At 58.2% G+C, this 12,683-nt stretch carries 8 protein-coding genes; 4 read left to right on the top strand and 4 right to left on the bottom strand.

Annotated elements, in window-relative coordinates; all coding sequences use genetic code 11:
* The first annotated feature begins 58 nt into the window (after positions 1–58).
* Positions 59–118 carry a protein YpfM gene (gene ypfM / locus IM284_RS08595; protein WP_015572204.1) on the top strand — a complete coding sequence of 20 codons (60 nt, stop codon included), beginning with the start codon at positions 59–61 and terminating at the stop codon, positions 116–118.
* A gap of 108 nt (positions 119–226) precedes the next feature.
* Here ypfM and acrD read toward each other — a convergent pair whose 3' ends face one another.
* A complete protein-coding gene (gene acrD / locus IM284_RS08590) occupies positions 227–3,340 on the bottom strand; it encodes a multidrug efflux RND transporter permease AcrD (protein ID WP_048999955.1) in 3,114 nt (1,037 codons plus the stop codon).
* Positions 3,341–3,482: 142 nt separating this feature from the next.
* Positions 3,483–5,177, bottom strand: coding sequence for a nitrate/nitrite two-component system sensor histidine kinase NarQ (gene narQ / locus IM284_RS08585; RefSeq protein WP_028014013.1), 1,695 nt, complete (start codon positions 5,175–5,177; stop codon positions 3,483–3,485).
* Between the two features lie 236 nt (positions 5,178–5,413).
* On the opposite strand from narQ, the gene nudK reads away from it, so the two are divergent.
* Both nudK and IM284_RS08575 read left to right on the top strand, forming a co-directional pair.
* On the top strand, positions 5,414–6,004 hold the full coding sequence (gene nudK, locus IM284_RS08580; protein ID WP_047364146.1) for a GDP-mannose pyrophosphatase NudK: 591 nt from the start codon (positions 5,414–5,416) through the stop codon (positions 6,002–6,004).
* 109 nt (positions 6,005–6,113) lie between these two features.
* The gene (locus IM284_RS08575; protein ID WP_047368067.1) at positions 6,114–7,157 is read left to right on the top strand and encodes a DUF1176 domain-containing protein; all 1,044 of its coding nucleotides are present in this window, start codon (positions 6,114–6,116) and stop codon (positions 7,155–7,157) included.
* Between the two features lie 23 nt (positions 7,158–7,180).
* On the opposite strand, the gene tkt is transcribed toward IM284_RS08575, so the two are convergent.
* The gene (tkt, locus tag IM284_RS08570) at positions 7,181–9,169 is read right to left on the bottom strand and encodes a transketolase (protein ID WP_028014010.1); all 1,989 of its coding nucleotides are present in this window, start codon (positions 9,167–9,169) and stop codon (positions 7,181–7,183) included.
* Positions 9,170–9,188: 19 nt separating this feature from the next.
* On the bottom strand, positions 9,189–10,139 hold the full coding sequence (gene tal, locus IM284_RS08565) for a transaldolase (protein WP_047368066.1): 951 nt from the start codon (positions 10,137–10,139) through the stop codon (positions 9,189–9,191).
* A gap of 246 nt (positions 10,140–10,385) precedes the next feature.
* Between tal and maeB the strand changes: the two genes are divergently transcribed.
* The gene (gene maeB, locus IM284_RS08560; protein ID WP_047368065.1) at positions 10,386–12,665 is read left to right on the top strand and encodes an NADP-dependent oxaloacetate-decarboxylating malate dehydrogenase; all 2,280 of its coding nucleotides are present in this window, start codon (positions 10,386–10,388) and stop codon (positions 12,663–12,665) included.
* Positions 12,666–12,683: the final 18 nt, after the last annotated feature.

The raw sequence follows: 12,683 nt of genomic DNA, 5'->3' as shown, positions 1-12,683 counted from the left end.
AGTCTTCACAATGATGATACGTTTTCGTAGAATGCGCATAATAATAAGAGAGGTTGTTATGATTGAACGTGAACTGGGGAACTGGAAAGATTTTATCGAAGGCATGCTTCGTAAATGACATTCAGTAAGAATTGCAAGAGCACTAAAATAAGTAAAATAACCATAGTGTGAATTAATCACACAATAAAAAGGCGGCCGATTAAGCCGCCTTTTTTATGACTGCGGGTTATTCCTGTCGCTCCCGGAGCGGGAAGCGACGACGCACCAGCACAAAGAACAGCGGCACAAAATAAATCGCCAGGATGGTGGCCGAAATCATCCCACCCATGACGCCGGTACCCACCGCATGCTGGCTGCTTGAGCCTGCACCCGTGCTGGTTGCCATCGGCAGTACGCCAAAAATAAACGCCAGTGAGGTCATCAGGATCGGACGTAGGCGCTGGCGGCAGGCGTGCAGCGTGGCGGCCATCAGCTCGTGGCCTTTGGCATTCATCTCGTTGGCAAACTCAACGATCAGAATGGCGTTTTTCGCCGACAAGCCGATCACCGTAAGTAGCCCCACCTGGAAGTAAACGTCGTTCTCCAGGCCGCGCATCCAGGTCGCCAGCAGCGCACCGATAACCCCAAGCGGCACCACCAGCATGACCGAGAACGGAACCGACCAGCTCTCATACAGCGCGGCAAGGCAGAGGAAGACCACCAGCAAAGAAAGCGCATAGAGGGCAGGGGCCTGCGCCCCGGAGAGGCGTTCCTGGTAAGACATGGCCGTCCATTCCAGACCAAAACCGGCGGGCAACTGCTGCACCAGTTTTTCCATGGTATCCATGGCGGTACCGGTGCTGACGCCCGGCGCGGCTTCCCCGACGATCTCAACCGCAGAATAGCCGTTATAGCGCTCCAGACGCGGCGAACCGCTCTCCCAGCGCGAGGTGGCAAAGGCGGAGAAGGGGACCATCCCGCCAGAATTATTACGTACAAACCAGCGATTAATATCATCCGGCAACATGCGGAACGGCGCGGCTGCCTGGACATACACTTTTTTCACGCGGCCGCGATCCATAAAGTCATTTACGTAGCTTGAGCCCCATGCGGTTTGCAGGGTGTCGTTGATATCCTCGATCGACACGCCCAGCGCCTGCGCCTTACGCTGGTCGATATCCACCTGAAGCTGCGGGCTGTCGTCAAGACCGTTGTGACGAACGCGGGTCAGGCCGGGATCTTTCCCTGCTAGTTCTAGCAGCTTATCGCGCGCGGCCATCAGAGCCGAGTGGCCCGCGCCGGCGTGATCCTGCAGCTCCATATCAAACCCGGCGGAACTGCCCAGGCCGCTGATCGCGGGCGGGCTGCTGGCAAAGACGCGCGCCTCTTTAATGCGGGCAAACGCTTTGGTCGCGCGTTCGATGATGGCGAACGAGGTTCCCGTTCTGGCATCGCGTTCGTCCCAGTCTTTCAGGCGGACAAACATGCGGGCGACGTTCTGCCCGTTCCCGCCCGGGCCGGAGCCGACGGTAGAGAAGACCGAAACAACGTTATTTTTCTCTTTGGTGAAGAAGTACTGCTCAACGTTCTGAACCACCTTCAGTGTCTGCTGCTGGGTGGATCCGCTCGGGAGCTGCACCGAGGTGATGAACATCCCCCGGTCCTCCTGCGGCAGGAACGAGGTGGGAAGATGCAAGAACAGCCACACCATGCCGCCCAGCAGCACAACGTAAATCATCATCCAGCGCAGGCTGCGGTGTAGCACTTTGCCGACGGCAGATTCATACCGCTCGGCGTTGCGGTTGAACATGCGGTTAAACCAGCCGAAGAACCCTTTCTGGCCGTGATGTTCCCCTTTGTGCAGCGGCTTAAGGAGGGTGGCGCAGAGCGCGGGAGTGAGGATCAGCGCCACCAGCACGGAGAGCACCATCGCCGAGACGATGGTAATTGAGAACTGACGGTAAATCGCCCCGGTTGTACCGCCAAAGAAGGCCATCGGGATAAAGACCGCCGACAGCACCATCGCGATACCGACCAACGCCCCCTGAATTTGTCCCATCGATTTACGCGTCGCCTGACGCGGGGAAAGCCCCTCTTCGCTCATGATGCGCTCGACGTTTTCGACCACCACGATGGCATCGTCCACCAGCAGGCCAATCGCCAGCACCATGGCAAACATCGTCAGGGTGTTGATGCTGTAGCCGAACGCGTAAAGCACCGCAAAGGTGCCCAGCAGCACCACCGGGACGGCAATGGTGGGGATCAGCGTGGCGCGGAAGTTTTGCAGGAACAGGTACATGACCAGGAACACCAGGGCGATCGCTTCCAGCAGGGTTTTGACTACGTCCTCAATCGAGGCTTTAACGAAGGAGGTGGTTTCATAGGCGACCTTGTACTCCAGCCCGTGCGGGAAATACTGCGACAGTTCGTCCAGACGGTCCAATACCAGCTTCGCCGTCGCCATTTCATTTGCGCCGGAGGCCAGCTTAATTCCCAGTCCAGAAGCCGGGTTGCCGTTAAAGCGGCTCAGGTAATCGTATTTCTCCGCACCCATTTCCACCTTAGCAACGTCGCCCAGACGCACTTCTGAGCCATCCTGATTCACGCGCAGGGTGATGTTGCGGAACTGGTCCGGGGTCTGAAGCAGAGATTGCGAATTAATGGTGGCGTTCAGGGCCTGTTTATCGACGGAAGGCGTGCCTCCCAGTTGCCCCACGGCAATTTGGGCGTTCTGTGCTTTGATGGCGTCCGTCACGTCGGTCGCCGTCATCTGATAGCTGTTCAGCTTGTTGGGATCGAGCCAGATACGCATCGAGTACTGTGAGCCATAGGCGTCGATATCCCCCACGCCGTTAATACGGCTGAGCGGGTCCTGAATATTACTGGCGACGTAGTCCGCAATGTCCTGTTTATCCATTGAGCCATCGGTGGAGACAAACGCGATGGTCAGAATGTTGGTATCACCGGTTTTACGCACGGTGACGCCCTGGTTCTGCACGGCCTGGGGCAATTTACGCATGGCCGACTGCAGCTGGTTTTGTACCTGCTGTACCGCTTCGTCCGGGTCGGTGCCCGCCTCAAAGCTCAGGGTAACCGTGGCCTGTCCCGTGGCGCTGCTTTGGGAGGACATGTACATCAGGTTATCGAGACCCGTCATGTTCTGCTCGATAACCTGCGTCACGGTATTTTCCAGCGTTTGTGCGGACGCGCCGGGGTAGTTTGCTGTGACACGCACGTTAGGCGGTGCCAGATCGGGATATTGCTCAACGGGAAGAGAAGTAATCGCCAGGACACCTGTCAGACACAACAGGATGGCAAGCACCCAGGCAAAAATGGGGCGATCGATGAAAAAATTCGCCATGAAAGTGTGACCTCGTTTTGCTGCACGTCATTATTGTTTATTGCCCGCATCACTTTAGCGGTAAGGCCCAGGCCAAACGTGGAGAAATAAAGGAGATAATGTAAATTATCATGCGCTTTTCCCGGCGCTTCCCCCTTTACCATTATTTACCTGTTAACGGCGCGGGTGCGGGGAACGTCACGCTGACCTGCGTGCCGCCGTTTTGCGGCTGCGAGAAGTGCAGCATTCCGCCGAGCCGTTGCGCGCGTTCTCGCATAATGTTCAGCCCGTAGTGTCCCGGCGGCTCGCTGGCCTCGCCAATCCCGATGCCGTTGTCGCGAATGCTGACGCTGTGCGTGCCGTCCACGGCGGTCACGCAGCTGACGGTGATCTCGCTGGCCTGCGCGTGCTTAATCGCATTCAGGACGGCCTCCCGCACGATCTGCAGCAAATGCACCTGCTTCTGCGCGTCAAGCGCCAGGGTGGAGAGGCGGCAGTCGAGGTGCAGCTTCGCCTGCGTCTGGCTCTGCAGGGCATCGAGGGACTCCTGCAGCGCCGCGGGTAAATTCGCATGGTTTAGCGTCAGGCGGAAGGTGGTCAGCAGCTCGCGCAGCTGCTGCCAGGCGTTGTTCAGCTCGCGGGAGAAGTCGGTGATGATCGTCTGCGCGGAGGCATTTTCCGCCGGCACGGCGTGTTTAAGCAGCGTGAGCTGGATCCGCAGATAGGAGAGTACCTGCGCCAGCGAATCATGCAGCTCGCGGGCGATGGTGGCGCGCTCCTCCATCAGCAGCAGCTGCTGGTAATGCTTCTGCGCCTGGTTAAAGTACAGCCCACGTCCGAGCATGGTCGCCACGCTTCTCATCAGCGGAAGAGGAACGCTGCCCGTCTCGCTTTGCCAGCGCAGCTCGCCGTAGAGGGTATCCTGCATCAGCACCGGCAGGGTTTGCAGAGAAATGCCGCTCACCTCTGTTCCTTCACACAGCCGCCAGTCGTCGCTGGTGCGTAGCTCCAGGTAATTCATCTGCGTGTATTCATGCACAATCTGCAAAATATGCCGGAAGCACAGGCTGTCTATCTGCCCGGTATTCAGCGCCTGGGAGCATTTGAACAGCATGTCGAGCTGCTGGTGGGCTTCATGCAAATGCCGCGTCTTTTCCGCGACGGAGGCTTCGAGCGACCGATAGAGAGTATGTAGCTCGCCCGACATATGGTTGAAGGCGCGGGAGAGCTGGCCCAGCTCGTTGGGGAGCGCGGTGTCCGGCGCCGGGGTGGTAAATTCCCCTCGCTCAATGCGTTCGCTGGCGGCCACCAGGTTGTTCAGCGGCAACACCACCTGGCGACGGATGCGCCGCAGGGTAAACAGCGTCAGCAGCAGGATCCCGAGCGCGCCAGCCAGAGAGAGGAGGGTCACCGTCTGGATTTTATTTTCGGTGTAGTGCTGGAGGGCGAGCACAAAGGCATCAATGCGGCCGACAAAATCCTCAATGTGAGCGTCATACCATGCGCTGTCGCCGCGGGCGATGTGCTTGTCCATGTCCAGCCAGGCCACATGCAGCTGCTGATAGCGCGCCTTGACGTTGTCCGGGACGTACCAGCGGTTCAGCTTCTCCAGGGAAGGCGCGCTTAACGTTCGCTGCCAGTTCTCACGATGCGCCATAAGGGAGGGGCTGTTGCGCTGCATCTCGTAGCCGAGGCGGTAGCTCTGCATGCGCAGCGAGCCCGCAATGTTGATAGCTTCGGCGTCACGCTGGCTGCTGGCAAGCGTCAGCAGCGCGACGGTGCTGGTCAGCACGGACAGGGCAATGATCGAAAAGAAAGCCCAGGCAAGGCTTCCGGAAACGGGGCGTTTAACGGTCACGGAACGGATCTCTGCATAAAATGGCTCAGCCACAGGTCATGGGCAGTTGTACATTGCCTGATAACGCGGTGGCGAGCAAATAGCTTATTCATACTAAAGATAAGGTTATTGATCCAAAAGCCGCTTTGGGCATTAACCTGAAATCTGGCGAGAAGTAACGCGCCGCCTGAGCCGACGGACGACAAAGCGGGCTTCACGGGGTAGTATAAACAGACTCATTTAGCCGTGGAGCCCGTATGTCCCTGAACATTACCGTTATCAAAGACAAAATCCTTTCTGAAAATTACTTTGTCCTGCGTAACATCACTTACGATTTAACCCGTAAGAACGGTGACGTGATTCGCCACAAACGCGAAGTCTACGACCGGGGCAATGGCGCAACCATTCTGCTGTATAACCGTGAAAAGCAAAGCGTGGTGCTGATTCGCCAGTTTCGGGTCGCGACCTGGGTCAACGGCAATGCGGACGGACGCCTGATTGAAACCTGCGCCGGCCTGCTTGATGACGATGAGCCGGAAGTCTGCATCCGCAAGGAGGCCGTTGAGGAGACCGGTTTTGAAGTGGGCGAGGTGCAAAAAGTCTTTGAGCTTTTTATGTCCCCTGGCGGGGTGACCGAGCTGGTCCATTTCTTCATTGCGGAATACACCGATGCCCAGCGCACGCATCGCGGCGGCGGCGTGGAGGATGAAGACATTGAAGTGCTGGAAATGCCTTTCACCCAGGCCGTTGAGATGGTGAAAAGCGGCGAGATCCGCGACGGTAAAGCGGTGATCCTGTTGCAGTATCTGCAAACCAGCGGCTTAATGAATCCTAAACCGATGCCGTGATAACGTGTATTTCAGATAAATCTATCCGATAAATCCGATTGAGCCCGCCCGCCCTGGGCACGAAGATACGCCCCAGATTGACCTTTTCGTTTCCGGGGCTGTGCCATTCATGCGCTACTGCGTTTTGCTTTTCTTCTTTTTCTGCGTGCTACCCGCACCTCTGGTGTGGGCTGCGCCCGCGCAGCAGTCTTTTTCAGACTGGCAGGTTACCTGCAATAACCAGAATTTTTGTGTTGCCCGGAATACCGGCGAGCATCGCGGTCTGGTCATGACGCTGAGCCGTAGCGCAGGCGCGAAAACGGACGCCAGCCTGCGCATCGATCTCGGCGGGCTTTCGGCCCCGCCGGTTAAAGAGCCTGACATTGCCCCGCGCCTGCTGCTCGACAACGTTCCGTTAAAGCTCAATTCGCAGCACTGGCAGTTAACCCCCTGGCATCTCAAAACTGAAGATGCGGGTACCATCACCACGTTTCTGAAAAACATTCAGGAAGGGCAGGCGCTGACCCTGCGCGGGGGGAAGCAGACGATCTCGCTGGTCGGTCTGAAGGCGGCGCTGTTGTTTATCGACGCCCAGCAGAAGCGCGTGGGCAGCGAAACGGCATGGATTAAAAAAGGAGATAGCCCGCCGCTGAGCGTGCCTCCAGCACCGGCATTAAAAAAGGTGGCCGTGGTGAACCCGACGCCGACGCCGCTGACGCATAGCGAGCTGAACGATCTGCTGGATTATGGGACGTGGCGGATGAACAACAGCCAGTGCTCGCTGGATCCTAACCGTCGTGAAGTACGCGTCACTGCATTAACGGATGACAAAGCGCTGTTGATCGTCAGCTGTGAAGCGGGGGCCTATAACACGGTCGATCTGGCGTGGCAGGTCTCACGTAAAAAACCGTTCGCCGCCCGTAGCGTCAGGTTACGTCTGCCGTTCACCCCCTCCAGCCAGAGCAGCGACATGGAGCTGATGAACGCCCGCTTTGATGAGAAAACGCGCGAGTTGACGACGCTGGCGCTGGGACGCGGTATTGGAGACTGCGGGATCCAGACGCGCTGGCGTTTTGATGGCCAGCGCTTCCGCCTGGTGCGCTACGCGGAAGAGCCAAGCTGTGATAGCTGGAATGGGCCAGACGCCTGGCCCACGCTGTGGATCACTCGCTAGTTTTGCCGGATGGCGCTGTCGCACTACAACACGCTCAGCGCTTTCTCCACCACGTTCTCAACGGTAAAGCCGAAATACGGGAATAGTTTGTCGGCAGGAGCGGATTCACCGTAACCCCGCATGCCCACAATTGCCCCTTTCAGCCCCACGTACTTATACCAGTAGTCGGCAATACCCGCTTCCACCGCCACGCGCGCCGCAACGCTGGAAGGCAGCACCGATTCCCGATACGCCTCGTCCTGCGCGTCAAAAATATCCGTTGAAGGCAGAGATACCACGCGCACCGCGTGACCTTCGGCGGTCAGCTTCTCCGCCGCTTTCACCGTGATTTCCACCTCGGAACCGGTGGCAATCAGGATCACGTCCGGCTTACCGCCGCTGTCCTTGAGAATATAGCCGCCGCGGGCGATGTTTTTTACCTGCTCCGGCGTGCGCTCGATCTGCGCCAGGTTCTGGCGCGACAGGATCAGCGCCGTAGGTCCGTTATGACGCTCAACGGCCAGCTTCCAGCCCACCGCGGCTTCCACCTGGTCGCACGGACGCCAGGTGCTGAAGTTTGGCGTTAAGCGCAGGCTCGCCAGCTGCTCTACCGCCTGGTGCGTCGGACCATCCTCACCCAGCCCGATGGAGTCATGGGTGTAGACCATAATCTGCCGGGCCTTCATCAGCGCCGCCATACGCGCCGCGTTTCGGGCGTACTCGACGAACATCAGGAAGGTGGCGGTGTAAGGCACGAAGCCGCCGTGATGGGCGATGCCGTTGGCAATCGCGGTCATCCCGAACTCGCGCACGCCGTAGTGGATGTAGTTCCCGGCAATGTCTTCCTTCAGGGATTTAGAGCCTGACCAGATGGTCAGGTTGCTTGGCGCCAGATCCGCCGAGCCGCCGAGCAGCTCAGGCAGGAGAGGGCCAATCGCGTTCAGGGTATTTTGCGACGCCTTACGGGTAGCGATTTTCGCCGGGTTGGACTGCAGATTTTCTATCAGCGCCTGGGTTTTATCGTCCCAGTCTTCCGGCAGGCCGCCGCTCATGCGGCGGGAAAACTCGGCGGCCAGCTCCGGGTGCGCTTTTTTGTAGGCGGCAAATTTTTCGTTCCAGGCCTGCTGCGCTTTTTCACCCGCTTCGCGCGCATCCCATGCTCTGTAGATCTCTTTCGGGATCTCAAACGGCGGATATTTCCAGCCCAGTTTCTGGCGGGTTAACGCCACTTCCTCTTCGCCCAGCGCCGCGCCGTGCGCCTCTTCTTTGCCCGCTTTGTTCGGCGAGCCGAAGCCAATGGTGGTACGGCAGATAATCAGGGACGGTTTGTCCTTCACGCTCTGCGCTTCCTGAATCGCTTTTTTCACCGCTTCAGGATCGTGGCCGTCAATCTCGTGCACCACATGCCAGTGATAGGCCTCAAAGCGTTTTGCCGTGTCATCGGTAAACCAGCCCTCGGTTTCCCCGTCGATGGAGATGCCGTTGTGGTCATAGAAGCCAATCAGCTTGCCGAGCCCCAGCGTGCCCGCCAGCGAGCAGACCTCGTGGGAGATCCCCTCCATCAGGCAGCCGTCGCCCATAAAGACATAGGTGTAGTGATCGACAATCTCGTGGTCGGGCTGGTTGAACTGCGCGGCCAGCGTACGCTCGGCAATTGCCAGGCCGACGGCATTCGCCAGCCCCTGGCCCAGCGGGCCGGTGGTCGTTTCCACGCCCGGTGTATAGCCGATCTCCGGGTGGCCCGGCGTTTTGGAGTGCAGCTGGCGGAAGTTTTTTAACTCCTCAAGCGGCAGATCGTAGCCAGAAAGGTGCAGCAGGCTGTAGAGCAGCATCGAGGCGTGGCCGTTGGAGAGAATAAAACGGTCGCGGTCGTACCAGGTTGGGTCAGTGGGGTTGTGCTTCAGGAAGTCGTTCCACAGCACTTCGGCAATATCGGCCATCCCCATCGGGGCGCCAGGGTGGCCGGAATTGGCTTTTTGTACGGCATCCATGCTGAGGGCGCGAATGGCGTTAGCGAGCTCTTTACGGGACATAGTTCACTCCGTGGCAAGGTTAAAGTTTGGCGGCGAGAAGATCTTCGAGTTTTCGCTGGTCGACGGCGAACTGGCGGATGCCGTCCGCCAGTTTTTCCACGGCCATAGGGTCCTGATTATGCTCCCAGCGGAACTCCGCTTCGGTCATGGCTTTCGGTTTTGGCAGTACGGTAGAGGTCGGCACCAGCTTGCGGATCACCGTTTCGTCGCTCTCCTGCAGCTTTTTCAGCAGATCAGGGGAGATAGTCAGACGGTCGCACCCTGCGAGCGCCAGGATCTGCTCGGTGCGGCGGAAGCTGGCACCCATCACGATGGTTTCGTAGCGGTGCTGCTTGTAATAATCGTAGATATTACGCACCGACTTCACGCCCGGATCCTCTTCCACCACGTACGGGTCCATCGGCTGTTTCGCCTGATACCAGTCGTAGATGCGCCCGACAAACGGCGAGATCAGGAACACGCCCGCTTCGGCACAGGCGCGCGCCTGAGCAAAGGAGAACAGCAGCGTCAGGTTGCAGTGGATCCCCTCTTTTTCCAGAACCTCTGCCGCGCGGATGCCTTCCCATGTGGACGCGAGCTTGATCAGAATGCGTGACTTATCGATCCCCTGTTCCTGGTAGAGCTCCACCAGGCGGCGCGCTTTGTTAATACTCTTTTCCTGATCGAATGAGAGGCGGGCATCTACTTCGGTCGACACGCGCCCCGGAATGCTTTTCAGAATTTCCGCACCAAAATTAACCGCCAGCTTGTCGCTGGCTTCAGCAACCTGCTGCTCCTGCGTTTTCCCGCGCTGTTTACCGTAGGTAATCGCGTCGTCAATCAGATGACTAAAGTGGGCAAGCCCCGCCGCTTTCAGAAGCAGCGAAGGGTTGGTGGTCGCGTCCTCTGGCTGATAGTGGCGAATCGACTCGATATCGCCGCTGTCTGCAACCACGGTGGTGAATTGTTTGATGCCGTCTAGCTGGTTCATAAATAATTACTCCTTGGAAATAAAAGAGTTAGATGAGTGCGTTAGTTCACACTTCTGAGAAAATCATGATGGACTTAACAAAAAAGCATAGCAGACGGGGCAGGCATTGCTTTTGAGACGGGTAACATGGCTGTTATAAATTGATAACAATTTTTAATGTGTGATGGTGAGAGTTTGGCAGCCTTCAAAGTTTATGCGCTGCTCAGCGGCGATACTATCTGACCGATACGTAAAAGGAATAACAAGATGGACGATCAGTTAAAACAGAGTGCCCTCGATTTTCACGAGTTCCCTGTCCCCGGTAAAATTCAGGTCTCCCCAACCAAGCCGCTGGCGACCCAGCGCGATCTGGCGCTGGCCTACTCGCCGGGCGTGGCTGCGCCGTGTCTGGAGATCGAAAAAGATCCGCTGGCGGCCTACAAATACACCGCGCGCGGCAACCTTGTCGCCGTTATCTCTAACGGTACGGCGGTGCTGGGCCTGGGTAACATTGGTGCCCTGGCCGGTAAACCGGTGATGGAAGGGAAGGGCGTACTGTTTAAGAAATTCGCCGGTATCGACGTGTTCGATATCGAAGTGGACGAACTCGATCCCGATAAGTTCATCAACGTGGTGGCCGCGCTGGAGCCGACCTTCGGCGGGATCAACCTGGAAGACATCAAAGCGCCGGAATGTTTCTATATCGAGCAGAAGTTGCGCGAGCGTATGAACATTCCCGTGTTCCATGACGACCAGCACGGCACGGCGATTATCAGCACCGCTGCCATTCTCAACGGCCTGCGCGTGGTGGAGAAAAATCTGTCTGACGTGCGCATGGTGGTCTCCGGCGCGGGCGCGGCGGCCATCGCCTGTATGAACCTGCTGGTGGCGTTGGGCATGCAGAAACACAATATCGTGGTCTGCGACTCTAAGGGCGTTATCTACAAAGACCGCGAGCCGAACATGGCGGAAACCAAAGCGGCGTATGCCGTGGAAGATGACGGCAAGCGCACGCTTGAGGACGTGATTGACGGCGCGGATATCTTCCTCGGCTGTTCAGGCCCGAAAGTGCTGACCCAGGAAATGGTGCAGAAAATGGCACGCGCGCCGATGATCCTGGCGCTGGCGAACCCGGAACCGGAAATCCTGCCGCCGCTGGCGAAAGCGGTGCGCGAAGACGCCATTATCTGTACCGGCCGTTCGGACTACCCGAACCAGGTGAACAACGTGCTCTGCTTCCCGTTCATCTTCCGCGGGGCGCTGGACGTTGGCGCAACGGCGATCAACGAAGAGATGAAGCTGGCCGCCGTTCACGCCATCGCCGAGCTGGCGCACGCTGAGCAGAGCGAAGTGGTCGCCTCCGCGTACGGGGATCAAGATCTGAGCTTTGGCCCGGACTACATCATTCCAAAACCGTTCGATCCGCGCCTGATTGTCAAAATTGCGCCAGCCGTTGCCAAAGCGGCGATGAACTCCGGCGTGGCGACGCGTCCGATTCAGGATTTCGACGCGTACGTCGATAAACTCACCGAGTTTGTCTACAAAACCAACCTGTTTATGAAGCCTATCTTCTCTCAGGCTCGCGCAGACGCGAAGCGCGTGGTGCTGGCGGAAGGGGAAGAGGCGCGCGTGCTGCACGCCACGCAGGAGCTGATCACCTTAGGGCTGGCGAAGCCGATCCTGATTGGTCGTCCGAGCGTGATCGAGATGCGCATTCAGAAGCTGGGCCTGCAGATTAAGCCGGGCGTGGACTTCGAGATCGTTAACAACGAATCCGATCCGCGCTTCAAGGAGTACTGGAACGAATATTACGCGATCATGAAGCGTCGCGGGATCACCCAGGAGCAGGCGCAGCGGGCGGTGATCAGCAATACTACGGTTATCGGCGCGATCATGGTCCATCGCGGCGAAGCGGATGCGCTGATCTGCGGCACCATCGGCGATTACCACGAGCACTTTAGCGTGGTGCAGGAGATCTTTGGCTATCGCGACGGCGTGCACACCGCCGGGGCGATGAACGCGCTGCTGCTGCCGAGCGGCAACACCTTTATTGCCGATACCTACGTGAACGACGATCCAACCCCGGACGAGCTGGCGGAGATCACCGTGATGGCCGCCGAGACCGTGCGTCGCTTTGGTATTGAGCCGAAGGTGGCGCTGCTGTCGCACTCAAACTTTGGTTCGTCTAAATCCGCGGCGGCGTGCAAAATGCGCCAGACTCTGGAACTGGTGCGCGAGCGTGCGCCGGAGTTGATGATTGACGGGGAAATGCACGGTGATGCCGCGCTGGTGGAGAGCATCCGCAACGAACGTATGCCGGACAGCCCGCTGAAGGGATCGGCGAACATCCTGATTATGCCGAACGTGGAAGCGGCGCGTATCAGCTACAACCTGCTGCGCGTCTCCAGCTCTGAAGGGGTGACCGTAGGACCGGTGCTGATGGGCGTGGCAAAACCGGTGCACGTGTTAACGCCGATTGCCTCCGTGCGTCGTATCGTGAACATGGTGGCGCTGGCGGTGGTTGAGGCGCAGACGCAGCCGCTGTAAGGGCGCGTGTGCTTACCC

The sequence above is a fragment of the Enterobacter cloacae complex sp. P12RS genome (genome assembly GCF_014895875.1).
GTDB classification, from domain to species: Bacteria; Pseudomonadota; Gammaproteobacteria; order Enterobacterales; family Enterobacteriaceae; genus Enterobacter; species Enterobacter bugandensis.
The sequence above is the reverse complement of the archived record's forward strand: the minus strand, read 5'-3'. Positions and strand labels throughout refer to the sequence as shown.